The organism is Anabaena subtropica FACHB-260 (assembly GCF_014697105.1).
GTDB classification, from domain to species: Bacteria; Cyanobacteriota; Cyanobacteriia; order Cyanobacteriales; family Nostocaceae; genus Trichormus; species Trichormus subtropicus.
In genome coordinates this window covers 74740-100795 of the sequence record NZ_JACJRF010000013.1, presented here as the reverse complement: position 1 = coordinate 100795, position 26056 = coordinate 74740, and the positions used below count along the sequence as shown (strand labels likewise).

The window sequence follows — 26056 nt, the reverse complement described above, 5'->3', positions numbered from 1 at the left end:
GATTAGAGTAATTTTAAAAAAATTAAAATTTGCCGGGAAATGGGGTTGATTTAATTGTCTGTATATGCAGAACTTTTGGGTGAATCGATCAGATTTGTAACTATTCCAGTTGAACGTAATGCCATATTCATGAGAGTTTTTTGTGAGTTAGTTTCTGGACAATCTTCTCCAGGATGACGTTGAATGTAACTACCATCGGCTTGTAAATCCCAAGCTTGACGATTATCTGCTAGCAGTATTCCCAGAATTTCTTGCAAATCTTTAGCAATATCAGGGTCTTTTATAGGGGTAATGACTTCTACTCGCCTATCTAAATTACGGCTCATCCAATCAGCGCTACCAATGTAAATTTCTTCTTGACTATTGTTATGAAAGTAATAGATGCGGGAGTGTTCTAAAAAGCGGCCTATTATGCTGATAACACGAATATTTTCACTAATGTCTTTGATCCCTGGACGCAAACAGCAAATACCCCGAATGATTAAATCTATTTGTACTCCAGCACGGGAGGCTTCATACAAGGTGGCAATAATTTGTGGATCAACAAGAGAATTCATTTTGGCCACAATGCGTCCAGAAAATCCATTCTGTACGTTGGTGATTTCCCGGCGAATTAACTCCAAAAAGCGATCGCGCATATTTACAGGCGCAACCAGCAATTCTCGATAAGACTTTTGTCGGGAATAACCTGTCAAAAAATTAAATAAATCTGTAATATCAGCACCTAATTCTTCACGACAACTAAATAAACCTAAATCTGTATATAGTCTTGCTGTTTTTGGATTATAGTTGCCAGTCCCAATATGTACATAGCGACGCATCCTGTCTTTTTCTCGCCTTACTACCATCACAGTTTTGCAATGGGTTTTTAGACCTACTAAACCATAGACGACGTGGACACCAACTCTTTCTAGTCTTCTTGCCCAATAAATATTATTTTCTTCATCAAACCTCGCTTTTAGTTCTACCAGTACGGATACTTGTTTGCCATTTTCAGCCGCCGCAATTAAGGCATTAACTATAGGTGAATCTCCCGAAGTCCGGTACAAGGTCATTTTAATTGCTAAAACATTTGGATCATGGGCTGCATGGGTAATAAAGCGTACGACTGTAGCAGAAAAAGATTGATAGGGATGGTGTACAAATAAATCTTTTTCTCTAATTACAGAAAAAAAGTCTTTACCCTCTTCTAATTCCAAAACATCTGGGTCTACACTTGGTTCTCGCAACCGTTGTAGGCGTATAGGTACTACAGATTGACGTGGTGGGTCTTTGAGTTCCGCTAATGGTAAAGCCATGAATGACATCAAATCACGCAGTCCTAATAGACCATCTACCTCGTAAACATCTTGTTCTGTCAGGTCTAGGTCTTGCAGTAACCTGGTGCGAATCAGTTCTGGAGTTTGGGATTGAATTTCGATTCTGACAGGAGAACCCCCCATGCGGCGTTTTCGCAATTCTTGTTCTATCGCTAATAACAAATCATCAGCTTCATCTTCTTCCAGAGTTAGGTCAGCATCGCGGGTAATGCGGAAAGGGTGATATTCTTGGATATTCATCCCTGGAAATAGGGAATCGAGATTATGAGCGATCGCTTGCTCTAATGGTACACCTATCCAGTTAGCTGCTTGTCCGTTTTCCTGAAATGCTAACTCTGGTGGTAGGGGCAAAAATCGGGGGAGGACGCTAGGAACTTTAACTCTGGCAAAAAATTCTTCTTCTGTGTCGGGGTTTTTGACTACTACAGCCAAATTCAAGCTGAGATTAGAAATGTAGGGAAATGGATGGCTGGGGTCAACAGCTAGGGGTGTCAGAACCGGAAAAATCTGGTCTTCAAAGTAGTTATCTAGATAAGTACGTTGTTTTTGTGTCAGGTTAATATAATCCAAAATATGGATACCGTGACTAGCTAACAACGGGCGAATTACTTGTTCAAAATGTTGATGTTGTTTTGTAACTTGGGGTATCAGATTCAGCCGAATATCATTTAGCTGTTGTTGGGGTGTCCGTCCATCGGGGGTTAATTGGCTAACCTTTGCTTCTACTTGTTGTTTTAATGCTGCAACCCGCACCATGAAAAACTCATCCAAGTTAGAACTAAAAATTCCTAAAAATTTGAGTCTTTCTAATAAGGGTGTACGCGAGTCGCAAGCTTCATGTAAAACTCGGTGATTGAATTCTAACCAGCTTAACTCTCGGTTAAGATAGTATTGAGAATCGTTTAAATTGATAGAATTAGAGCTTTTCTTTGATTTAGGCATAGCGATCGCAGACTAACCTGATGCAGCCGATTTAGCTGGAGAACAATTCATATCGTAGATGAAATGGGGCATCAAGGTGAAGTAGCTGGCTAATCAATATAATCACCATACCTAAATATTTAAAATTAGGCGTTGTTGTAGGAAATATAATTAAACTCTTCAGAAAAATCTTAATTTTTCTCTGTACTTTTCCTCATTTATACACTGATTCAAAAACACCCCAATTTAAGGATTAGATGACTTTGGTGCTTCCTGTGCGTCCTTGGTAGCTGCGGAAATTGGTAATTGCAGATTTTGTTCGTAGGCGAAATCATTCTCAATAGTTATAGCTCGCTTGGGTAAACTATCGCTACGATTGATGTCGTTTTGTTTGGGAACCTGCAATGTGTATTGACCAGCAGGAAGACCATCTACACGATAAAGACCAAATTGGTCAGTTGCACCTGTTCCGACTTTTTTACCTTCAGCATTGACAAGTTCTACCGCTAAACCCGATACAGGCTGACCTGCGCTGTCTGTAATGCGTCCAGCAACGCCATATTCTACCCTCACAGGGAAACTCAACTTAGTCACCGCCGAACCAGCAACTTCAGCGATTGTACTAGTTTTAACTGGGGTCAGTTCTATGGGTAAGTCTTTGGGAAGAATTTCAACTATATGGACACCCTCTGGCAAATTACCGACAAAGAAGTTACCTTGAGCATCGGTTCTCGCACCACCGATAATTTTACCGTATTTGTCTATCACTCGGACACTAGACTCGCCTAAATCAAAGCTTTCTTTACTTCCTTCGACAAAAATACGTCCAGCGATCGCTCCTTTATCTTTACCAAAAGAGTTAAAGTTACTTGGGGAGATTCTACCATCAGAGAATGATAAATCGGATACTAGAGAAATTGTCAGGCGATCGTCACCCCAACCACCAAAACTGCTTCTAGCTCTGGAAGGTATAGCTTGATATTCGACTCTAGCAAATAGACCCGGTATCAATTGGGTGCTAGCACCAATAATTGGCCCCACATCACCATCCCGATAAGCAAGCCCTAACCTCCAACTAAATCCTCTAATATTTCTGGGATAATAATTTACTGTAGCAAGGTAGCGAGCTGGTAGATTACCACCGAAATCACTACCCAAAGATAACTGATAATTATTGTTTAATTTATAACTGAAATCCGTAGCATAGTTATCACCAAAGCTACTAAATGATAATCGAGTTAAAGCATTAGGTTGATATGCCGAATAAAACAGATATTGCCCTTCAGTATCAGGTCTACCTGTAAAATATAAACTATTGGAGGGACGGAAATAGAAAGTAGGTGCAATGTATTCAGTTGAGTTTGAATCAGATTTGCGACTACGTGCTAAAACTCCCAACCTCAAATTACTATTGAAGCGATAACCTACTTCTAAGCTATGATTATATCTTTCTCTTGAGCCATTATCACTTCTATAACCTTCGGGGAATAGCTGGGAGTTAGCATTTATATCTAACCCACCTAATTGAACATCTAAATCTGCATTATAAGCAAGCTTACCAAAAGATGTACCCACACTACCCGATAAAATCACAGGATTGGCTATACGCCAAATTGCACCTACTTGAGTTTGGAAAGTATTAGGAATTGCTTGTAATCCAGCTTCAACAGTAAAATTATCTGATAGACCTTGCCTAAATTGATAAAAGCCCACAAGGCTACCAGAATCAGAGGTATTGTAATCGTCAAAAAATGTATTTTGAGCTAAGTTACCACTAAAACCTAAACCTAATAACTGTACATTACCACCTGAAGGTAATAGTAAATCTGAAGTATTGAGTCTCACAGAGCGAATTTCAATAGGTACACTGAAATTGTTGCGGTCGTAAACCAAAACTTCAATTAAATTATTTTGACCCGCAGGCAAATTCACATCAAAAAATTCGTATATGCCATCAAATCCTACCTGCTGTTGGGCAATTATTCTACTACCAACTCGCAGTTGCACAAAACTGGCTGGAGGAACTTCACCCCGAAATGTTTGTACAGAACGAGAACTTCTTGGTATTAACTGATTAGCACTATAACTTTGTCTATAACGATCTGCGGGTAAATTAGTATAACCAAATTGTGCGCCTGTTAAAATCTGCCCATTTAATAGGGGATGTACACTTATTTGTTGACGACCTAATTGATAAAGAAATCTACCATTACGTTGATAGAAAAAGTATTCAGCTAAGTTGGGAGAATTTTCAAAATTATTATTTAACCGTACACGCCAAGTCCCACCGGCGAGTCTCCCACCCAACAGACTATAACTCTGGAATCGAGTACCACTAGAATCATTAACAACATTAAGTTCCTGTCTAAAACTAGACAATCCACTTAGCGGTGCTTTAACTTCTGGTTCTAGATCAATTGCTGCATTTCGCGCTTCTCTACTACCTGATAACCAAGGTAAACCAACAATTAAAGCTGCTTCTAAAGACCTCAATTCAATTGTGGTATTTAGTTTTTCTTGTAATAAAGAATCGCTAATGTGGGTAATTCCTTGAATGATTTCTAGTTCACTAGCAGCTAGTTTTACTGTACCCAATGGGGTTTTAATTTCTGTTGTATCGCTCGTAGTTTCAACGGTTAAACCTGTAAGTTGGGCAAAATTCTCTAAAGGTACTAGTAAAGTGTTTCCTCGACGTATAACATCTAAACTACCAACTTCCCTTTTATTAATAATTACCCCTAGTAGTAAAGTTTCTATACCAGAATTAGCGGTTTCAGTAAAAGTAGTTGTGTCTGGAATAGTTACTGGTGTTGTGATATCAGTATTTTTTTCTGGTTTGCCAAGATTTTGTGGAGAAGATTCTGTCTTGGGAGCTTGTTTACTATTTTCAGCAGAAGGGTTTTCTTGAATATTGGTAATATTATTATTAGTGGTGGTATTTTCAGCAGGTTCATTGCTGATTATGCTTTGGGCAATGAGTTTTTCACTAAAATGTTCTGTTGTAAAAATTTCTGGTGAAACACCTGTAGAAAACTCATTAGGAAACGTCTCTAATCCACTAGGAGTAGCGATCGCATACTTAAATATGTCAGATATTTGACTATCGTTCGTATCCTGTGGAGTGGAAACAGAGCTTACTAACGAAGGTGGTGTAACTGGTGGTGGTGAAGTTGGGGGGCGATCGTAGAGCATAGTTCATTAAACACAAATGTTCCTATGAGCAGTCGAGAAACTTCTTGACTGCAAACTAGTTGGGGAAGAAAATACTTAAATCAATTAAAAAATTGCAGTTGATGATATCAACAACAACTATCTGGTGCGTCTGGGAATGGTGTTACGACGAGACGAATCAGCCGGGTTGGTTACAGGCTTTTGAGGCGTATTCGCTAAAACTGACACGGTAAAAGGGACACCTTGATCAATTTTGATTCCATTCAATTCACCGTTAATATCTAAAACATATTGACCAGGTGGTAGTTTTTGTGGCAATCGGAGAGGAATTTGACGACGAGTATCTGGTAATATGGGGCTTCTAGGTAGAAAACCAGCGCTCAACACATTATCTGGTAGTTTTACCGTTTTCTTCTCCAGGTTGGCAATTTGTTTCGTAGCATTAGCACCTGGATATTTAGCAGCAGGCCAAATCGCATATTGACCAGCCATTCGCACATAGCCAGTACCTTGACTAGAAATATCAAAATTTGCTTGTACTGGGCCAGTTTTAGTATCTACAGTAATTTTATTGAGTGAAGCAACTCTCTTGATTTCACCAACATAACCATAGACAGCAACCCCAAAACGTCCAACAACTCTCACATCAGCGACACTTTTAGGACTTGCATCCCTATCGTCTGAAGGAACTTCTTCTATAAAAATAAAAGCTCGATGTTCTCCGGCTTTAGGCTGTATACGGGGACGCACGGAAAATCTAACACTTTGAGCTTTTCCTGGGGGAATAGTAAACCTAACTGGGTTAACTACAATTGATGGAGATAAAGATTGTTCAGAATTGGGTACGGCTTTAATATTATTTTTTTCGTCGAGTGTCCAATCTTGAGTATAGATTCTAAAAGTCGATGGTTTCTTCCCGTTATTTACTACTTGAAAAGATTGAGTACTAGACCTTCTTTGGTCAAGCTTTAATTCAAAGCGTGGTGGACTAACTCCAATAGAAATCGCTGAAGTAGACTGACAAGCTAAAGCAACTGCACTTGCTGTTGCCAAAAGACCTAGCCCAAAATTTCTTAGAGTTTTAGTTAGCTTTATCTGCTTGTTCATCATCAATAATAAATAGAATTAATTGTTTAAAATTCCGTAACTGTTAATTGCAAACTACCAGAATGAATACCAGCCCTTGTTACTTCAGATAAGTCTAAACTAAAAGTTGCTCCACCTTGGATTATCACCCTATCTGGTGTTGATCCTTCACCTATAGCAATAGGGGTTAGAGGGTCGATATTGACTCTAATTACAGAACTTCCTTGTGTAAGCAAAAAATCTTGAGAAGGGGTGTATTGTACCTGCAAATTATTCAGATTTTCGCTATCTATTTGAAACTGCCAAAGATTATTAATTGTCTTGCTAATTTGTGTATTACCTAAGAATGGATTAGATGTACTCAACGAGGTTTCACCTATAACTCCATTACCGTTTAAATTCACAGTCCGACCATCTGGCACAATATCTTCTTGGCTAATTTCTAGTAACTCATTTTCAATGACAATACAGCCGTTATTGGTACTTGTACAAGTTGGATTAGCAGATGCTATACCCATAGTACAGATTTGATAGAGAGCCAGCAAAATCGTTGTGATGCTGAGAAAATATTGGCGCTGCATCAAATTATTCATTCAGCAATTATTTCAATCAGAGAACTAAAAAATATGGCAATTGATTACGGACAGAGCAGAAGTAATTAAACTTTATAAATCATGGCTTAGATTAGGGTTGCTAAATCTGAGTGCATGAATCTACAAGTGTCCTAGATAGACTGAGCTTGTTTATGTGATCTGCGGACTGTCAGCTCTATGGGTTAGGGTGTAGATACACTTGAAAACTATTTACCTAACACAAGAATTTTGCTCTGAGCCGATATCAATTGCCATTACCGACTCTATTCTGGGAAATTAAATGCAGATATCTTAGTTAGCTGTAGCTGTGACAGTAATAGTACCGCCTGTGTGCAAACCAGATTCGGTGGTGGCAGAAAAGTCGAACTCAAAGCTTACGTCTCCTGTCAGAGCGTTACCGTAATCTAAACCAGGAGCAGGATTAGTAGCTTCCGCTAGAGTAGGTGTAAAAGAAACTACACTGTTGCCGCTAGTTGAATCTAAGGAAATAACAGCGCCATCAGCGGCGCCAATCCCATGTTTGATTTCACCAGTGCTGGTAATACCCCAAGTCTTGTATAGGGTAACGGGGTTAGTAATTGTTACAATGCCGCCAGCAACGGTGGCACTTGCACCACCGTTGAGTGCATTGTCAACTGTGCCATCAGTGCCAAAAGTGCCAATATTTCCAGTCTGAATAACTCCATTTGTGTATCCAGGTGCTAAGTCTGCGGGTAGTACGTTATAGGTAAGGGTCTCATAGGTTTCCAAAAAGATAATTTCTGGAACGTTGGCTTGGATTTCTACATCGGCGGTGACTGCCTTAGCAGGTGCGGAAAAGAAATTGCTAACTAAAGCTACTGTACCCAATGTTAAAGATGCTAGAGAATATATCTTTTTCATGGTCGTGTAGGTATAACTTGTGTGGTTTTGTGCTACGCCTGAACAAGCGCAAAAACAATGTAGCCCCTTGTATATTTAAGCAACATCAGAAATTTTACTGAAAGTATTTAAATTTACTATATTTATCGTAAGTAGCATTACGCTTTCTTTTTATAATACTCAGTCTATTTACGGTTAAAACAGCACAGGTTGAGATAAGACGTTTTTCGTCGTTAGATGTAGAACTTATATAAGTGACGCGATGTGCAACTTATCCTTGAAACCCCTCTCCATAGCTTGCTTCCCGCAGGGTACCTCTCCCTACAAGGAGGAGCCACTGCGTTGCGCGGGTTCCCCGCGTTGTAGCAAGTGGCGTAGAGGCTTTAATTCTTGCTCCCCTTCCTTTGTAAGGAAGGGGTTGGGGGTTAGGTTCGAGATAAAGTTGCACACCTCGTTAAGTAAGTCGGTGAGAAAAATTCAATGTATATGAAGAAATATAAATTTTCTGTAGTGTGTGTTATGTCGCATAGTGCAACACACACTACACATATTGAGATAATCGGATTCCTGTATAGCAGTCATAAATCATTTGTCAACCAAAAGATCCCCGACTTCTTTAAGAAGTCGGGGATCTGAGCCTCTCAACCTTCAGAAATCAAATAGTATTGCTATACATAGAAGGCTATTCTATTGGAACACTGAGTGAATAATATAAATTCAGGTAAAAGCAGTAAAATCACTGTCAGTAATATTATTGCTGACGACTCCATTCAATATACCTATTAATTCACTTGTACTAGTGATTGTAATTAAAGTGTTGTTAATGTTTACACCCGTACCTTGGGTAATGGTTAATTGTCCAAAGGTCAAACCACCTGCTAAACCAATCAAGTCTTGACCATCTACAAAGTCTCTGATTATATCTGTTCCACCCTTTGCTTGTAGAACAAATAGGTCATTACCACTTCCACCAACTAAAATATCATTACCCAATCCACCGACGAGAATATCGTTACCATCTCCACCCCGGAGGATGTCATTACCACTTAAACCATAAATTGTGTCGTTACCACCTTGACCATTAATGACATCGTTAGAACCATTAAGACCAACATAGTAGTTATCAAGGTTATTCAGGAAAGTGACAGCATTATTCTTATAGTTTGTTCTGTCGGTTTGGGTAGCAGTGTAAACATCGTAGACATCTTGAATAGTGTTACCATCTCCTTCAAATAGGATATTGCCTATTTTCGGCTGACTGAGGAGTGCTTCCCGGAAGTTATTCAGATTTTGCATCTGAAAATTTTGCAAAATGACTTTGGTATCAGCCACACCCTCGAAAGTAATTTCTAAGTTAGTACCATTTTGGGTGAGCAGCATATTTTGAGCAGTCATACCAGTGCCTTGAAATTTCAAGAGATCCATTTCTGCTCGTATACTGGAAGATGGATTGGAGCGATTACCTGCGCCACCAAAATCGGTGATGGTGTCTGTTCCGTCTCCTGCATTAATTATGAACTGATCATTACCACCTCCACCGATGAGGATGTCATCTCCCTTTAATCCTGTGATGATGTCGTTACCTGCTAAACCATCTATATAGTCTTCAAAATCATCGCCTTGTAGAGTATCGTTGCCGTTTGTACCAAAAGTACCAAATGATAAAGAAAAGTCATCAATGGCTAGACCGTGATCACTACCTGTATGGTCGATGTCGCGCCAACGTAGCCAGATTTCTTGGCCTGGTGCTAGATTCAGACCACTGATTTTACCAGATACGGAGGTACGGTTAGCTGCTGCATTACCATCTAGAGCCGTTGCAGTACCACCAGTTACAGGACTGGTAAAGTCAAGGTTATTAGCATCTATCCAAGTACCGCCAGTGATACTAGTAGCACCGACTTGATACTGAAAATCTACTGTTTGAGCGCCTGCGCCGCTATTACGCCATTGTTCACCTATATAGTTAATGTTCAGAAAGTCGAGGGTGATGTCTGTATTATTAACAAAGCGCACACCCCAGAAAAAACTGCCAGCGCTGGAGCCACTTGAACCTATGGAACCTAAAGCGCGATCGCTACTAGCTACAGTACCAAAACTGTATAAATTTCCAGTACTAGTGCTGCCATTAGTTGTAGAAATCTGGGTTCCAGTACCAGTACGAGCTGTATACCATCCATTCAGAGTACTGTCATTAACCCAAGTTGCAGCACCTGAAGTGCGTAAGGTATTAAAGTTTTCAGTATAAACGTTATTATTGAGAATGCTAGAAAGTTGGATTGCTGACATAATAAAACCTGGGATATTGTTGTTTTTGGTTAGTCAATTTATTTATAGGAACTCTCGTTTACCTACTATCTAAATTCATACATAGATAAATTAATCTATTATGAGAGTATTGGTTTGAGCTTTTGAATTATCAAGAATTATTGAATAAAACTCACAACCACAATCTAAATATTGCAACTAACAAGGTTAATTTACCCATGTACAACAGATAAATTGAGCCGTTAGATAATGCTTTGATAAAATTGGAATAAATAAACAGTAAAATAACTGTAAATAGCTCTAAATATAAGTTTTAGTTGGCAATTCAGCCGATGAAGTTCAGCAAACATTGAATAAGAAAAAATACTTTCATTTTATATTTAGCTCATTTACTATATTCTTAGCTATTAGTCACCGTCTTCAGCGTATCTACTTAAGTAATTAATTAGTATTTTTTAATCCGGAGTAATACTGAGTAAGTACAGAGGGACGCAGAATATTGCCAAAGTTAATCCAAAAAGATTTACTTTGATAACAACAAACTTACTCTGCATAGACAAATGTTCCAAGCTACTCGTCGCCGTCTGGCTATTTGGTACACTGCTGTAACTGCCGTCTTGTTACTGCTGTTTGCTAGTGGTGTGTATTTATATGTCCGTAGTACATTGGTGGAACGGATTGACGATACGCTCAATCATGTGGTGGAGATTGTGGAGCGATCGCTTGTTATTGAACCAGTTAACGGTGAACCTGAGCAACTACGCATTAATGTAGAAGCAAGTTTTCGCAACAATGCTAATACTGTAGAAGACGACCATATTGATCTAGAGTGGTTTAGTCCTACTGGTGAGTTAATCTGGTCAACTTTTTCTGAACCCCTGAATATTTCCATTCACAGTAACCGCACTGGTGAAACCGTTCACGTCTTTAAACAGGACAGATGGACAAACGAAAAAACTCCTAACTCTCAACTCAATACTCAAGATTCAGGACTATTACTACGACAAGTTACACAACGAGTAGAAGTTGGACGACAGGTTTTGGGATATCTGCGTGTGAGTCATCCTTGGTTTGAGGTGACTAAACCGAGTCGCCAGTTAATTTTTGATTTGGCGCTGGGTACGGGGTTAATGGTGCTTTCTGTCGCTGCTAGTGGATGGTTTTTGTCTGGTAAAGCAATGGAACCGGTTGGTGAATCTTACCAGCGTCTCAAGCAATTTACGGCGGATGCTTCCCATGAACTCAGAAGTCCTATCACGTTGATTCAAACTAATGTCCAAGTTGCTTTGGCTGACTTGGATTTGACTGAATCTGAAGCTGCTACATCTTCTAATTATCGCCAACAATTAAAGGTGGTGGAACGACTAACCAAGCGTTTGGGTAAGTTAGTCAATGACTTATTGTTTTTAGCACGTCAGGATGGTGGTGTGAGTAGAGATGGCTTTTCATCTTGTCCGCTTGATGCTTTATTGATGGACGTGGTGGAAGAACAACAATTGTTAGCTACAGAAAAAGCAGTTACTCTTAATCTGCACTTAATTGATCCTCCAGATTCAGAAACTAGCCCTGAATTATTAGACAATTGGTTCACACTGCTGGGTAATTGGGATCAACTGGTGCGATTATTTACCAATTTGATTGGTAACGCTCTATATTACACATTAGCTGGTGGTGCGGTGAATGTGGAATTGGCGCGGATAGATAAAGCTCGCTATGGTACTAGTGAATTACAAATTAAGGTGAGCGATACTGGTATTGGTATTCCTTCCGAGGCGTTACCACGGTTATTTGATCGCTTTTATCGAGTTGATCCAGCACGCACTCATAAGAGTGAAAATGTAGGTAAAGACAGTACTACAGGCTCAGGATTAGGACTAGCGATCGCTCAAGCAATTGTCGAACATCACCAAGGTAATATTCAAGTCGAAAGCACTCTAGGTAAAGGTACTACTTTCATCATCACTTTACCAATAACTCTAGAGTCTTAATTTGATAATTGATATTTGTTTCCTGTGATAGATGAATATATTTAACTCTACATACTAATTTATCTATATAAATGTTGCATTTTTAAGCATAATTTTTGCATGAATTTTCAGTTAGTTAGATTGCTAAATTTATGTTTGAATAATGCAGTCATCAAAAAATATTGGAGGGCTTGATGACAACTTCTATCCCAGAAAAGAGTATACCTTTTTTAGAAAAAGTTAAGGCAGAAAGTGGTCTTGCTGATATTTATGATGCCAGAGATATAACTGAAGTAGTCTTTCGCGTCATGCGTGATTTAATGACTACGGAAGCTGCGGACAGAGTTGAAGCAGAATTACATGAACCTGCGGAAGAAAGTGAGGATAAGTCTCTGCAAATGGAAATTGCTGATTTGTGGCATGATACCAATCCTCTTGTCAGTTTCTTGAGTCGGGTTCGTCCACCTTGGCAAGGCCCTGGCATTTTTAAAATCGATAGCGATCGCTTCTTATTCCGGGTAGCAAATGAAGGGGGAATGCCGCCAAATGTAGAACGAGAACAAGTAGTTAAAGCCGTCTTTTCTGCTACCAAAGATGAATTATCAGCAGAACGGATTGTAGAAATAGCTAGCTGGTTGCCCGATAAAGTTCGTCAACTTTGGGATGAAGCTTAAATAGTTGTGATTAAAATTGTCTTTGTGTTTTAGTGGTAAAAAATATTGACCCACAAAGACACAAAGGCACAAACAGGAACCCCTGATTATTGAGCTTAAAACAGGGGTTTTGAATATTGGTAGTGGTAAAGACACAACTAAGTAGGACGAGTCAGGTTTTTGTTATCAAAAAAGAGAGAATTCTTCTATTACAAAATTAATGACAATAATTATTTATTGCCTAATATAGTTGGATTTATTCCTGGCGACTTACATATATTTATATAATTTATTTTCTTACTTTCATGCCTAAGGTTAGAGAAATAAACCAAAAACAAATGTTAGGTTAAAGATGTTGGAATTTTAAACACATTAATTTAATTATCAAAAATATTAGATTTTAATTCACCCAGGAGGAGACAATGAATACAAACTTTTCAAAACTTCGCAAGTCTACTGAATTATTTAGCGCTGTTTGTGGAGGATTACTGATAGGTATATCAGCCATTCCTCAGTCGGTATCAGCACAACAGCCAGTTTATCAGCAACCAACTGTTCAACCTAGTTCTCAGGTGAATCCTTGTCCCAGAATTTTTTACGAACAACCGCACAATAATCGGGTTGCAGTACCTCAAGGTTGTCCTCCCAATGCTTTCACTCAAAGATTAATAGAGCAAGGACTACTTCCTCAAAGCAGCGTTCCTGCGACCCCAACCGCAGACCAAATTAGATTGGGTGTTGGTGGTGAGACAGATTCACCACTAAATCCTAACCCCAGAATTTTTCGTGAAGCTCCTTACGGTCGTTCCCAACGAGGATTGCAAACCGAAGGCTTTTACCAACCAGGCGTTCAACCATCACAACAGAGCATAGCACCCGGTGTAGGACAATCCACAGTCCCCGTTAGTCCCCTACCCCTACCAAGTCAACAACAAAGCCCTAGCACTCGCATTGCTGTTGCTAGTGGTAGAGTAAGCGTTAGGTTAATTAACGATAGTGGCGCTAATGTCACCTATCAGGTAATCGGTGACACAGCACCGCGATCGCTCCAAGGTAGATCCGATGTCACACTCCAAGGTTTAACTGCGCCAGTCACAGTCACATTCCAACGCGAAGACGGAGGATTGTTGGAAGCAACTCCTCAGCCTTCAACCCAATCAGGAGTTTTGGAACTGAGATTGAGAGAAACCACTGACGTTGGTCAAGATAGAACCGCCTTGAGAATTGAAAATAATGGCTCAGTGTTTCTCAATTAGTCAGTTATTTGATGATGGGTTTTTGACTCCGCAACATTTGAGTCATGCGATCGCGCAGAAATATTTCCTGTTTGTTGTCTTCTAGAGTTTGTGAGAGCGTAATTGCTCTCTCGTAAAAATTACGGGCAGTTGGGTAATTACCTAGCTGCTCGTATAATTTTGCGTAGGATTCAAAAGAATTTAATTCTTCTCGGAGATTTTGTAATTCTTGAGCGATGATTAAACGTTGTTGTAGTAAGTCAAAGGCGCGTTCATAACGTTCGACTGCGGTGTGAGCTGTGACTAAACCATCAATTGCTCGTAATTGGTTACGGCGATCGCCTAGAGTTTTAGCAATTCTCATCGCTGCACCATAAGTACCAATCGTATCTGCATAATTGCCAGCCGCTAGGTAAGCATCGCCTAAGTTATTTAAAGTATTTATTTCGCCTTGAGCATCCCTAGTTCGTCGGCGGAAAGCTAAAGCTGTTTCATAAAGCTTAATTGCTTTGTTGTAATCTCCCAGCCTAGCCGCTACAAGACCTAAATTACTCAAGGATAAACCCTCACCTTCGATATTTTTCACATTGTTGGCGATAGTGAACGCTTCTTGAATTGTGTTTCCGGCTGCGGTTGGTTCACCTGCTTGTAGTAGCAACGTGCCAAGATTATTTAGGGCAAAAATTTGAGATTGAAAGTCTTTCGTATCACGAGCGATCGCTAACCTCCGGCGTAATGCGTCTTCACCTTCTTTAAAACGCCCCAGTTCAATATAAGCCTTTGCTAATAAATTATAAGTTAGACTTTTTGCCTTCAGGTCGCCAATTAAGTGGTAAATATCTAACGCCTGCAAACCAGAGTCAACCGCTTTCTCTGCATATCCAGAAGCGTATTGTTGTTCAGCCACCCGTAATAATGAATCTGCTTCGTCTCTAGATTGTCTGCCAACGGAACGATTTAAAGGACGATGGAGTTGTTGAGTAATATCAGCCGCACCTGCTGCTACAGGATGTAGTAACGAAGTCAACATCAACAGGTAAAAACCAAAAACTCCATAGCTTTTGGCTTTAGCGCTAGAGAATAAATGCCGTTGTGTCATAAAACTTACACCAATTCAAAAAATGAGTGCGACAGATGGAATCATCAAACCCAGATACAGAAAGGAGTTTTCCATCCAAAATCTAAAATGGTGTTAACCATGAAATTTTGGATTTAAGTATAAGCTGGTAAAAAAGTTTTATCTTGTCAGTGTGAAGACTCACAACCTCAGCGTATATACTTAAGCTATAATTGGACTAAATCTTCGCCCAAATATATGACACGAAGGTCTGCTGGTAATTTGTCCTCTAGCATACGATAGCCTTCCTGGAGAAAATCGGCTACCTCGGCAGGTGTCACCTTTTCTCCTTCCGCTTGTAGATAAGCTGCAATCCGAGTTTCGCTCCAGTGGAAAGTTTGAGCCATCAAGACCATTAATCGTAATACTGGGGGTAATTGGTCTAAAGCTTGTTCGACATAGCACCAGAGTGGTGGGGAAGTGGCGGTGAGAGAATAGTGAATCGCTTCTGTTGGAGGTAATTGAATTTCGTTGATACAAAAAGCTGTGATATTGATTAGCCAATTTTGCAAAGTTAAAGCGTCCTGACCTGGAGGAGGATTTTTTAAATCCAGTCCACCGAGTTCATAATAGATATGTCGCCAAGTCAGAGCAAAAAGATAGTCTGCTTGTACAGGCGATCGCGCCGAATGTTGAATTAAGGTGTACACTATCGGACTATAACGGCAGAAAATCACCGTAAAGTACTTACCAGCATCGGGATAATGCTGAAACAGCTCCAACAGTTCTTGGTCATTGTGATGAAACAGGGACTTTACCAACGGATGATTAGCTTCAGGAAAATGGGGAATTTGCATAAGTCGGGAGTTGGATACTGGTTAAAATAAAGTTGCCAATAAGATTTTTGAGTCAGCCGTATAATATCTTGATGTAGGTCTGTTGAAAACAAAGGCTCAGACTAGTTTAGTCTTGATACACTAGAACAAAGACCTCATAACTGAAGTCTTTATTGACAAAAATAAAAGCGGCTCCTTTATATAATTTTTAATTTGTTCATGGTTATAGCAGCTAGTGTCATATCGTTTCGGTTCGCCCCTTTGACTTTAGGCTCCTTTTTGCCCTCATTACCTCTAGATAGTCTGTTTTCTACTCAAGGCATCATGGTGATGCTTTTAGCAGCCTATGCTGGAGCTATGTGGCTATTCCTCACCAGCGCCCCTAAAGTCCATACTGTGATGGTGTCTGATCTGGAGATTGCCCGACAATTATATGAAGGGTTATTAGATTTACCAGCCGCAGAAGTGCCGTTGCACTACTACTACAACTACGAACAAACTATAGGCGCAGCAGGCATAGATCCGCTATATATGTCCACTAGTCCCAGCTGGTCAGGTAAGACAATAAATAATGCCAGTGATGGAATGTGGTATCAACTCAAGAAAAACACTCAACTGCACGTTATTAAGGGTGCAAGCTTGGGTGTCAAAAATCAGCAACGTCACGTTTGCTTTGACCGTGATTGCTTAGAAATGATTTTAATGCGAGTAGAAACACGCGGTTTAAAGTTCAAGATTCGTAACCAGAAGCCCCTAAATTTTCTAGTTAAAGATTATGAAGGGCGGGTTATTGAAATAGCAGAAGTAGCAAATTAACACAGGTGGTCTGTAAACAAGTTCGTAGTAAGGACTTCAGTCCTTAATCTTCTAAGCACTAAAGTGCTTACTACAAACAAAATTCACTTCCATCTCATCAGACTCACCATTAAGTTAACGTCAGTTCGATGACCTCTCCCCAAACCCCTCTCCGACGCGGAGAGGGGCTTAAATATCTTTAAATATCAACGAAAAATGAAGGTTTTGAAGCCTCTCTCCTTGCAGGGGAGAGGTTTGGAGAGGGGTTTTTAAAATTCGTCGAACTCACCGTTAAGTTAGTTATTGCTAATTAATCATGAGAATAAGGTGCGTTTGGCAAAACCATAACGCACCTTATTTATTTGACACAGACATATTCCGCCAAAAACCCAGATAACATCTGAAATCGCAAATTACCTTCTGGGTGTATTCAAGCCACGACGCTCAAGCATTTGCCGCACTTGTGGGCTAGGCGAATAGTTATAGCCATAAGAAGAATTTTCAGAATCATCCATAACCTGAGGTGTCAGAAGTACGATTACTTCTCTACGTTCATTGGATCTGTTAGTGCTTCTAAACAGTGAACCAATTAGCGGAATATCTCCCAAGATGGGAATCTTAGAAACACTGGTTCTGTCTTGATCTTGGATAATACCTGACAGAATTAGTGTCTGACCATCTCTTAAACGAATCATGCCTGAATTAAGAGAGCGTTCAGACACCAAAAAGATAGTTTGATTATTCCCTGACACATTAAGTACAGCTGAAGATTGAGGAGCTTTGACAACAGGAGCCACTGATAAAGAAACAAAACCATTGTCATCAATCCGATCAATTTTAACGGCTAAAGTTAAACCTACATCTGTTTTTTCAGCTGTAACCGTTTGTGTAGAAGTGCCATCACCACGAGTTGTTTCGCTAGTTATGTTTCCTACAACTTCTTGCGTGAGTTTAACATTAGCTGTTTGACCTTCTTGCACGATTAAGGTTGGGTCAGTCAATATCTTGGCGTTACCATTGGTCACTTGAGCCTGCAAATTAGCAAGGAGTCGTCTAGGATATTGAAATAAACTAGGTAAGGCGGCAGTTATAGTTCCACGAGTTCCTTCAGTAATATCTGTAGTTTCAGTTACTACTCCTGTTGTTGGATCGGTAGTAGTAGTTCTTCTGATAATGTTTGGTGTTCCTTCAGTGACTTCTGTAATTCCAGTATTAAATGGGTCTCCTGAAACTCCTGCTCTTCTTTGTAAAAAGTTTAGATCCTGACCTGGTGTTTCAGTAATAGTTCCTCCACCAGGATTGTTAATAGTCACTCTTCTTGTGCCTACTCCAGTAGTAGGAACCGGGCCAACAGTTTGGGTTAGATCCAAGAAAGTATTAGCACCACTGTAAGGATTACCTGTCACCCTTGGATTGAGACTATTACGCACACTGTCAGCACCTGGTGGATTAATTCCACCAAGATTTAATGATGCTGCGCCTCCATCGCTACTGAAGTAGTTGTTACCAATACCAAAGGAAAAACTAGAATTATTATCTTGGGTATTACTAAGATTGACATCAATAATTTTGACGTTAACTACCACTTGACGACGGCGGATATCAAGTTGAGTTAGTTGAGTCATTGCCATCTCAACTAATCTCGGAGGCCCAATTAAAGTAAGAGAATTTGTCCTCTCGTCTCCTAATGCCTGTAAACCCCTCAATAATGGATTAGAGTCTTTAAAATCAATCCTTTGAGTTTCCACTCTAGTTTCTGTAGTTGTCTGCGTTTGGGTGATAGGAGCAACTCCAGTCCCTACAGGAACAGCATTGACATTGGTAACTTGACGTTCGCGGCTAACAGCAGTTTCAGCCCCTAAACCAACTAAAAAGTTTAAAGCAACTCCCACGTTTACCTGATTGAGTCGCAGGTTACGCATCACCACATCACGAGTGGAGTTAGGTAATTTCGGCCCGACAAAAATCGTCCTGTTGCTGCGGTTAGCTTCTAAACCACTCAGACGCAAGACGTAGTTAAACACATCTTGCACAGGCTCATTTTCGATATCTAGGGAAATGGTTTGCGATATACCTTGTCCTTCACCAGGTGCAGGTGTCCCACCAGCCCCATCGCCTATATAAGCCAAGTTAAGATTAGCTGCACGAGCCAACAATGATAAAACTTCCCTAACTGGTGCATCGCGCAACACCAGACGAGGCACACGTTCCTGTGTACCTAAATCAATGGTACTAGGAGAGGCATCTGTAGCCGAAATGGCAATATCCCCAACAGGAGGGGCAACAGCTCTAGGTAAAAACGGTGGTGCTTGGCTTACAGGCTGTCCGGGGCCTGCTGGCTGGGCTGGTCTGCCATCAATGGTCACTTCTGGGTTAGGTACAAGCACATTGGGGACTGCACCTGGTTGAGATGGTGTAGATGCAGGTGGCGTTGTAGATACTGGCGGTCTGGGGGTGATTGGCGCTGATGCTGTCGTACCGGTGGATGGTGTGACGCTGAGAGTGATTCCATCTTGTTGACGCGCTACAGGTTGGCTGATTGGTGCATCATTGTCACCAGTAACTATCACCCGAATACTATTAGCATCTAATTGCACCACCTCAACAGAAGCAATTCCCGGCGCAGGCTTATCTTGACGGAAGTTATTACCTTGCCGAAGTCGTAGTTGTGTGTTAATAATATCTGCAACTAAAGCCTTACCTCTTTTTGTTGTAAAAACTTGTGGACGAGAACCGGCAGAAGTTTTTAAAACCACACTAAGTCCACCATCACTGGGATTTAGCTTAACTTCTGTAATTTGAGTTGTTTGCGCCCACGCTGGTTGTGCTGCCAAAAAGACAAAAGCGGCAGCACCTAAAACTAAACTATTACCGTGAACGTGTTTCACAGTTCATTCCTCACCTAATAAAGTCTGTAACCAAAAATCTCTGAAGTAATTAAAAATTTCAATTTTTGTTTGTAGTAAGGACTTTAGTCCTTTTTTTGTTCGCGTAGCGTCTCAAACAGAGGATTTAAATCCTTACTACAAACTTAATTTCTGCCCTCTGTTACTTTTGCTTTTAAACCCCAGAAACTCAGATTCAATCTCAATTCAGTAATCATGAATTACTTCTTAGAAGCAGCTTGAGCAGTAGCTATTTCCTCAGCACTGAGGGGCATTAATGCTTGTAATTGAAAGGACGTAGTGATTGGTGCTGGCCCTACCCTGCGGATGGGTTTGCCTGTCCTATCGGTAGCCTGTACAGACGCTAACGTTGATTGATAGTCTTTAACTATTAATAAAGGCTGTAGACGCTCTATATTACGAATAATTGATTGGGTTTGTTCATAAGTGCCGATGATTTCGATGTTAACGCTAGTACGTTTTAGCTTGCCGTCAACGGCTGTTCCCAATGAACCATCAGTGATAGGTTCTGGTCTTTGTATGGCTGGCACAAATTTCTGTAATTTAGCTCTCACTCCATTGAGAGGAGCTTGAGCATTACCAGCTTCTACTAAACGATTGAGATCCAACAGCATAGTATCTAAGGTTCTCTCATCAGCAAATAAAGCTAAAACCTGTATTTTTTGCTGTTTGGCTTGGGCTAGTTCTTCTGTTACTTTATCTTTCTGTTTAACAGTGGCCTTTTTTTGTAATATTTGACCTTCTAACTCACTGCTTTGGGCTTGCTTCTGCTGATAGTTTTCCCAAGCTGGCATTACCATATTGAGCAACATATACAAAGCTCCTGTCAGACCCAGTACACCTACGATAATGCCGATGATTTTAGGTGTGAAACTAATACCAAAGACAACGGGGTAAGTTGATGCACCTGCTTCTAAATCAGCAGCGTGTTCGGCAAAATTTAAATCTTCACTCAGCGTCATCTTGTAATGACTCCTGTTTGTTGCATGGCGCGAATCCGTGTCACTAGTCCTACAGTGCCTTTCTGCTCTAACTCCCGAATTAATTCAGAAGCTGGAACATCACTGAGACTGGATTGGATAGTGTATTTGACTACTTGGGGTGGTTTGATTTGGACACCATTACCTCTACTAGGCGGTAATGGTGCGTCTACTAGAGAGGCTGTGATAATTTTGCTGTCGGTAGACTTTAAGAAGCGAGACTGTTGCAGGACTAATAAGAAGTCGTTGACATCGTTAAAGGAACGAGCCAAGCCTGTAATTTCTATACCACCAGCAGGATTACCAGGAGGTTGTCCTGCTGTTGGGGGAGTAGGTGCTGTTTGTCTTACGTTTTCAATTTGCACAGTTGCAGGGATGCGATCGCGCAAATCTTCTAACATGGCTGACCAAGGGCGAATTTGGTCAAAGACTGTGACTAAACTTTGAGTTTCAGCTTTGACGGCGTTAACCTGTTCCTTGATTTTGTTAATACTGACGATTTCTGCATCTAACTTTTTATTTTCTTCATCAAGTAGTGCGATCGCCTGCTCTAATTCACCAGTTTTCGCTTGCAAAAACCACAAACCACCACCTACAAACAATGGCAGACAAAGACCTACGCCGACTCCCAGATACACAGGTAATAAATTCCCGGCCGGCAGTTTTGCACCCGATTTTTTCTCAGCTTTAGGCTGATAAGCTGGGCGGTCTTTGAGAAAGTTAATATCTAATCCATACATTCTCTGATACCAATTCTCCAAAAGAGGGAAATAGATTTAAAATCGGAAACCCAAATAAAATCTGACTTTCCTAATTTTGAATTTTGTTGGCGGAAGCCTAGCCGCAGGCTATGAGTGAATTTTGAATTGCTATCACACCTCCCGCATCCCTAAACCGAGGATTATTCCTAAACCAGATCGTTGTGCAGAGGGATACTTTTCTGCATCAACTTCCAAGGACAAAGACCCGATAGGATCTATTTGATTAGTAGGAATACTTAAGCGTTGAGTAAAAAACTCATTTAGTTGTTCTAGCCCACCGCCAGGCCCACCTAATAAAATTTGTGCTATCTCTAAGTTTTCACTTTGATTTAAGTAAAAATCGATAGAACGGCGTAGCTCATCTGTAAGTTCTCCCAAGATTCGCAATACGCCAGCCATGCCAGGATCAGTTTCTGTCATCCCGGTTTTATCACTATCTCCAGAATTTACAGGAATTACCATTCCCTGTAACATTTCCATGTCTCGTGATGTAGGTAGGCTCATTGCCCTAGCAAATGCCATTTGCATTTGATAAGTGCCAATGGGGACTGTACGAGAAAATTGTGGTACTCCGTTAATGATGATGGCAATTTCTGTACTGTCGAACTCTATGTCAACTAGTACCGATGCTTCTTGTGGCCCAAATTGTCGTAGTTGATCACGAATTGTCCGAATTAAGGCAAAACTATTGATTTCTAAAACGCTAATTTGTAAGCCTGCCTGCTCAAAAGTACTAATATATGTATCTGTCACCTCCTTACGGGTAGCAACTAACAGTACCTGTACTTTTTCTATGCCATCCTCATCTACAAAGTACCCAAGTTTTTGATAATCTACATCAGCTTCCTCTCGAGGATAGGGTAAATACAACCCTGCTTCGTGATTTAACACCATATCCCGTAATTCTTTATCATCTAACTCTGCTGGTACAGGGATGATGCGGACAATAGAATCTCTTCCTGGTACACCAGTTGCTACACGAGATACTTTGATTTTGCTTTCAGCCAGCGCCTGCTGAATTAATTGAGCCATTGCTGGGGGGTCGTTGATTTGACCATCAGAGACAATCCCTTCGGGAACTGGTACTGATGTTAAAGATTCGAGTTTCAAGCCTTGGCGCTGCTTGCGTAGTTGAACTACATTCACCCGTTCTGGTGCAATTTCTACACCCACCCCTCTATGAGATTTACCAAACAGACTACTGAAACTTTTCACCACAGCTATGACCACCAAACTGCTAAATTGAAAATTTAAAATTTACTTAAGTAGTCACTAGTGGCTACCGATTAATATACGTTGAATGCAACGTCTCTACGGACTAATGACTATGGACTAAGAACTAATGACTAAGAACTAATGACTCTACAAAGCGATTTGATTTAGCCTATAATCTCGACAATTCTGCATAAGCTTTTGTCTCTAAGCAAGCGTAAAAATACTGGGAAGATGATTCAATTGCAAAAATTTCAAAAATTTGTTGCTTGTGCAATGCTTGGTTTAATAACCAGTTGGATAGTCAGTTGCAGCACAGGAACCGTTAATACAAACACACAACAAACTACTTCGGGAACAGCCAGTATTGAGTTTTGGACTATGCAACTCCAACCTCAATTTACTAACTACTTCCAAAGTCTGATTGCGAATTTTGAAACGCAAAATCCAGGTGTAAAGGTGAACTGGGTAGATGTACCTTGGGCGGCAATGGAGAACAAAATTTTAACAGCTGTCTCCGCAAAAACGCCACCTGATGTTGTTAACCTCAATCCAGATTTTGCTTCTCAACTAGCAGGACGAAATGCTTGGTTAGATTTGGATACAAAAGTCCCACAAGAAGCCCGTTCCTCCTATCTTCCGAACATCTGGAAAGCCAGCACTCTGAATGGCAAAAGTTTTGGCGTTCCTTGGTACCTCACAACGAGGTTAACCATTTATAACACCGATTTATTAAAACAGGCAGGTATCAGTAAACCACCTGCTACTTACGCAGAATTAGCACAAGCGGCGCAACAAATTAAAGATAAGACTGGGAAATACGCCTTTTTTGTTACTTTTGTACCGCAAGATTCCGGTGAAGTTTTACAGTCTTTTGTGCAGATGGGAGCCACCCTAGTAGACACTGAGGGTAAAGCAGCATTTAATTCACCAGCAGGTAAAGCCGCATTTCAGTATTGGGTAGACCTTTATAAAAAAGGCTTATTACCTAGAGAAGCACTGACTCAAGGTCATCGTCATGCAATTGATTTATATCAATCTGGTGAAACAGCCTTCCTCGCTTCTGGCCCAGAATTCCTGAAAACGATCGCCACTAACGCCCCAAAAATTGCTCAAGTTTCGGCGATTTCCCCCCAACTCACTGGCGACACGGGTAAGAAAAATGTGGCTGTGATGAATATCGTTGTTCCCCGTGACACCAAACAACCTGATGCGGCTGTGAAATTTGCTCTATTTGTCACCAATGATGAAAATCAATTAGCTTTTGCTAAAGCTGCAAATGTTTTACCATCGACAACTAAAGCACTGGCTGATAGTTACTTCAAAGATGTTTCTGCTGATGCTTCAACTGTGGAGAAAGCACGAGTTGTCAGCGCACAACAACTACAACAAGCAGAAGTTTTAACTCCTGCTTTAAAGGACATTAAGAAACTGCAAAAGGCAATTTATGAAAATCTACAAGCAGCCATGTTAGGAGAAAAAACGGTAGACAAAGCTGTAGAAGATGCAGCGCAAGAATGGAATAATCGTTAGGAAATAGGGAATAGGAAATTACGAATTACCTATTCCCTAGTCTCTAATTTTTCACCTGGGATCTCTAACTTCTAGTCCCTAAAAAGTGACCGATTAAATAAAGGGAACCACATAAAACTACTAAGTTATTTGTTGAGTTAAAAGCGGCTTCTAGGGCTAATGATAAATTTGAGTAACTTTGACAAGCATTTAATTGTGGGCAAATAGCATCAGCTAGCTTGGCTAAAACTTCTGGATTTGCTGAATTATTATCAGGTACTGGTACTAGATATAATTGGTCATTTGGTCTTAATAAAGCTTGAAAAATATCGGCATGATCTTTAGTAGATAACATTCCCATTACCCAAGTTATATTTTGAGTATTCACAGTATCTACATAATCACGTAATATTTGAGCCGCCGCCGGATTATGTGCGCCATCAATTAACAGTTTATGGTTCTTCCAATTAATCCATTGCATTCGCCCTGGCCATTTAGTTTTTGCCATACCGTTAATAATGGCTTCCTGGGAAATGTGCCAACCTTGTTGTTGCAGAATTTCTAAAGCTGCTAACGCCAAAGCGGAATTAGTTAGTTGGATTTGTCCCTCTAAAGGTAGAGAATATTTAATTAAGTTTGAATCTTGAATACTTTGATATTCTGCTAATTTGGGAGAGATTTGACGAGCAGGTTGAGGCGTAATTAAGGGACATTGTAATTCTTGAGCGCGCGATCGCACTACTTTTTCTGCATCTGGCGGTAACATCCCAACTACAGATGGACAGCCAGGCTTGAGAATCCCCGCTTTTTCCCCAGCAATATCAGCCACAGTCGGCCCCAATTGTTGCCAATGTTCTCGGCTAATAGAAGTGATTACTGTCACCAGAGGATTAGAAATGACATTCGTAGCATCCAACCGTCCACCCAATCCTACTTCTATCACTGCGACATCAACTTGCTGTTGGGCAAAATATAACCAAGCTGCTGCTGTAATAACTTCAAATTGAGTCGGGTATTCATCATCAAGGCTAATAGCCGCTTGAACTTCTAGTATTAATTTACAAAATTCATCATGAGCAATTTGCTGTTCATTCAGGCAAATACGTTCTGTCCAATCGACTAAATGAGGAGAAGTATAGCGCCCTGTACGATAACCAGCCTCCGTCAGCACAGAGGAAAGGTAAGCACAAACAGAACCTTTGCCATTTGTACCAGCAACATGAATTATGGGAACTCGCTGATGAGGATTTCCCAGATTGGCTAACAATTTGACAATGCGCGAAAGTCCGAGATTAACGCCAAAATGGTGGAATGCTTGCAGTAGGAAATCGATATTCACGGAATGAGGAATGGGGAATGGGAAGTGGGGAGTGGGGACAATACGGTTCGGTTAACAGAGTTATCTGTTGAGGCGAGCAGGGGATGCAGGGGGAGAATAGAAGCAGGGGAAGAGAAATCGCTTAATAATAACTCTCTTCCCTCCCCTGCCTCCCCTGCACCCCCTGCTTATCCGAACCGTATTGGGAGTGAGGAGTAAAAAATCATTACCTTTTATTTTCTCCTTGTCTCCTGGCTCTTTTCAGTAATCAGATTAAAACCGACTGTCTCGGTAAAGAGAACAGTCGGTTCAGAGTTAAGATTGTTAACCGAGATTTAAGCTTCTCTGTTCAAAAAGTTTTGCACTTGTCTTATAGCAGCAGCACCAATGTTAAAAGCAGCCCAGCTCGCAGCAACTACAATTGGCGCTAAAACGATCGCTACACGAAAATCTATATTATCCATATCTAGAACCCCTCTATCACGTAGAAATTAAATTTTTGTCAACTGTTCCCATTTTTATTTTTAGCTGAAGTGGGCAATTTTTCTACATAAATTTGTAAAGAAAGGTTAAAGTTGTCAGTTGTCAGTTGTCAGTTGTCAGTT

19 protein-coding genes are annotated in these 26056 nt (G+C 40.5%); 5 read left to right on the top strand and 14 right to left on the bottom strand.

Annotated features, from left to right (window positions below; genetic code table 11):
• Window positions 1-50: 50 nt before the first annotated feature.
• From ppk1 to H6G18_RS10140, 6 genes are all read right to left on the bottom strand, one after another.
• Entirely contained in the window at window positions 51-2261 is a 2211-nt protein-coding gene (gene ppk1 / locus H6G18_RS10165; protein WP_190406978.1) for a polyphosphate kinase 1, read from the bottom strand.
• A gap of 225 nt (window positions 2262-2486) precedes the next feature.
• On the bottom strand, window positions 2487-5432 hold the full coding sequence (locus H6G18_RS10160) for a carboxypeptidase regulatory-like domain-containing protein (protein WP_190406977.1): 2946 nt from the start codon (window positions 5430-5432) through the stop codon (window positions 2487-2489).
• 117 nt (window positions 5433-5549) lie between these two features.
• The gene (locus H6G18_RS10155; protein WP_242040261.1) at window positions 5550-6464 is read right to left on the bottom strand and encodes a fimbrial biogenesis chaperone; all 915 of its coding nucleotides are present in this window, start codon (window positions 6462-6464) and stop codon (window positions 5550-5552) included.
• Window positions 6465-6544: 80 nt separating this feature from the next.
• On the bottom strand, window positions 6545-7090 hold the full coding sequence (locus tag H6G18_RS10150) for a hypothetical protein (protein WP_190406975.1): 546 nt from the start codon (window positions 7088-7090) through the stop codon (window positions 6545-6547).
• Window positions 7091-7381: 291 nt separating this feature from the next.
• Window positions 7382-7972 (bottom strand): hypothetical protein, encoded by a 591-nt coding sequence (locus H6G18_RS10145; RefSeq protein WP_190406974.1) that lies wholly within the window; start codon window positions 7970-7972, stop codon window positions 7382-7384.
• Between the two features lie 696 nt (window positions 7973-8668).
• Window positions 8669-10240, bottom strand: coding sequence for a calcium-binding protein (locus H6G18_RS10140; protein WP_190406973.1), 1572 nt, complete (start codon window positions 10238-10240; stop codon window positions 8669-8671).
• Between the two features lie 539 nt (window positions 10241-10779).
• On the opposite strand from H6G18_RS10140, the gene H6G18_RS10135 reads away from it, so the two are divergent.
• From H6G18_RS10135 to H6G18_RS10125, 3 genes are all read left to right on the top strand, one after another.
• Window positions 10780-12207, top strand: a complete 1428-nt coding sequence (locus H6G18_RS10135) for a sensor histidine kinase (protein ID WP_190406972.1) — start codon at window positions 10780-10782, stop codon at window positions 12205-12207.
• 173 nt (window positions 12208-12380) lie between these two features.
• On the top strand, window positions 12381-12860 hold the full coding sequence (locus H6G18_RS10130) for a DUF2267 domain-containing protein (RefSeq protein ID WP_190406971.1): 480 nt from the start codon (window positions 12381-12383) through the stop codon (window positions 12858-12860).
• A 401-nt stretch (window positions 12861-13261) separates the two neighbouring features.
• Window positions 13262-14095, top strand: a complete 834-nt coding sequence (locus H6G18_RS10125) for a hypothetical protein (RefSeq protein ID WP_190406970.1) — start codon at window positions 13262-13264, stop codon at window positions 14093-14095.
• A gap of 4 nt (window positions 14096-14099) precedes the next feature.
• On the opposite strand, the gene H6G18_RS10120 is transcribed toward H6G18_RS10125, so the two are convergent.
• Together H6G18_RS10120 and H6G18_RS10115 are read right to left on the bottom strand one after the other, a co-directional pair.
• Complete coding sequence (locus H6G18_RS10120) at window positions 14100-15173, bottom strand: tetratricopeptide repeat protein (protein ID WP_190406969.1); 1074 nt, start codon at window positions 15171-15173, stop codon at window positions 14100-14102.
• 185 nt (window positions 15174-15358) lie between these two features.
• Window positions 15359-15988 carry a sigma-70 family RNA polymerase sigma factor gene (locus H6G18_RS10115; protein ID WP_190406968.1) on the bottom strand — a complete coding sequence of 210 codons (630 nt, stop codon included), beginning with the start codon at window positions 15986-15988 and terminating at the stop codon, window positions 15359-15361.
• 198 nt (window positions 15989-16186) lie between these two features.
• Here H6G18_RS10115 and H6G18_RS10110 point away from each other — a divergent pair, with 198 nt between their 5' ends.
• Window positions 16187-16783, top strand: a complete 597-nt coding sequence (locus H6G18_RS10110) for a glyoxalase-like domain protein (protein ID WP_190406967.1) — start codon at window positions 16187-16189, stop codon at window positions 16781-16783.
• Window positions 16784-17175: 392 nt separating this feature from the next.
• On the opposite strand, the gene H6G18_RS10105 is transcribed toward H6G18_RS10110, so the two are convergent.
• The 4 genes from H6G18_RS10105 to pilM all read right to left on the bottom strand — a co-directional run bounded on the left by H6G18_RS10105 (window position 17176) and on the right by pilM (window position 22627).
• Complete coding sequence (locus tag H6G18_RS10105; protein ID WP_190406966.1) at window positions 17176-19650, bottom strand: AMIN domain-containing protein; 2475 nt, start codon at window positions 19648-19650, stop codon at window positions 17176-17178.
• A 218-nt stretch (window positions 19651-19868) separates the two neighbouring features.
• The gene (locus tag H6G18_RS10100) at window positions 19869-20630 is read right to left on the bottom strand and encodes a pilus assembly protein PilO (RefSeq protein WP_190406965.1); all 762 of its coding nucleotides are present in this window, start codon (window positions 20628-20630) and stop codon (window positions 19869-19871) included.
• Window positions 20627-21388, bottom strand: a complete 762-nt coding sequence (locus tag H6G18_RS10095) for a PilN domain-containing protein (RefSeq protein WP_190406964.1) — start codon at window positions 21386-21388, stop codon at window positions 20627-20629. The genes H6G18_RS10100 and H6G18_RS10095 overlap by 4 nt, the downstream gene beginning before the upstream one ends.
• 132 nt (window positions 21389-21520) lie before the next feature.
• Entirely contained in the window at window positions 21521-22627 is a 1107-nt protein-coding gene (gene pilM / locus H6G18_RS10090; RefSeq protein WP_190406963.1) for a type IV pilus assembly protein PilM, read from the bottom strand.
• 228 nt (window positions 22628-22855) lie between these two features.
• Between pilM and H6G18_RS10085 the strand changes: the two genes are divergently transcribed.
• A complete protein-coding gene (locus H6G18_RS10085) occupies window positions 22856-24154 on the top strand; it encodes an ABC transporter substrate-binding protein (protein WP_190406962.1) in 1299 nt (432 codons plus the stop codon).
• Window positions 24155-24218: 64 nt separating this feature from the next.
• Here the strand turns inward: H6G18_RS10085 and H6G18_RS10080 are convergent, their stop codons facing one another.
• Complete coding sequence (locus H6G18_RS10080) at window positions 24219-25472, bottom strand: bifunctional folylpolyglutamate synthase/dihydrofolate synthase (RefSeq protein WP_190406961.1); 1254 nt, start codon at window positions 25470-25472, stop codon at window positions 24219-24221.
• Between the two features lie 314 nt (window positions 25473-25786).
• Entirely contained in the window at window positions 25787-25915 is a 129-nt protein-coding gene (locus H6G18_RS10075; protein ID WP_190406960.1) for a photosystem II protein Y, read from the bottom strand.
• Window positions 25916-26056: the final 141 nt, after the last annotated feature.

Coding starts and splice junctions, on each gene's coding strand:
- ppk1 (WP_190406978.1), bottom strand. CDS start 2,261: ATGCCTAAATCAAAGAAAAGCTCTAATTCTATCAATTTAAACGATTCT.
- H6G18_RS10160 (WP_190406977.1), bottom strand. CDS start 5,432: ATGCTCTACGATCGCCCCCCAACTTCACCACCACCAGTTACACCACCT.
- H6G18_RS10150 (WP_190406975.1), bottom strand. CDS start 7,090: ATGAATAATTTGATGCAGCGCCAATATTTTCTCAGCATCACAACGATT.
- H6G18_RS10145 (WP_190406974.1), bottom strand. CDS start 7,972: ATGAAAAAGATATATTCTCTAGCATCTTTAACATTGGGTACAGTAGCT.
- H6G18_RS10140 (WP_190406973.1), bottom strand. CDS start 10,240: ATGTCAGCAATCCAACTTTCTAGCATTCTCAATAATAACGTTTATACT.
- H6G18_RS10135 (WP_190406972.1), top strand. CDS start 10,780: ATGTTCCAAGCTACTCGTCGCCGTCTGGCTATTTGGTACACTGCTGTA.
- H6G18_RS10130 (WP_190406971.1), top strand. CDS start 12,381: ATGACAACTTCTATCCCAGAAAAGAGTATACCTTTTTTAGAAAAAGTT.
- H6G18_RS10125 (WP_190406970.1), top strand. CDS start 13,262: ATGAATACAAACTTTTCAAAACTTCGCAAGTCTACTGAATTATTTAGC.
- H6G18_RS10120 (WP_190406969.1), bottom strand. CDS start 15,173: ATGACACAACGGCATTTATTCTCTAGCGCTAAAGCCAAAAGCTATGGA.
- H6G18_RS10115 (WP_190406968.1), bottom strand. CDS start 15,988: ATGCAAATTCCCCATTTTCCTGAAGCTAATCATCCGTTGGTAAAGTCC.
- H6G18_RS10110 (WP_190406967.1), top strand. CDS start 16,187: ATGGTTATAGCAGCTAGTGTCATATCGTTTCGGTTCGCCCCTTTGACT.
- H6G18_RS10100 (WP_190406965.1), bottom strand. CDS start 20,630: ATGACGCTGAGTGAAGATTTAAATTTTGCCGAACACGCTGCTGATTTA.
- H6G18_RS10095 (WP_190406964.1), bottom strand. CDS start 21,388: ATGTATGGATTAGATATTAACTTTCTCAAAGACCGCCCAGCTTATCAG.
- H6G18_RS10085 (WP_190406962.1), top strand. CDS start 22,856: ATGATTCAATTGCAAAAATTTCAAAAATTTGTTGCTTGTGCAATGCTT.
- H6G18_RS10075 (WP_190406960.1), bottom strand. CDS start 25,915: ATGGATAATATAGATTTTCGTGTAGCGATCGTTTTAGCGCCAATTGTA.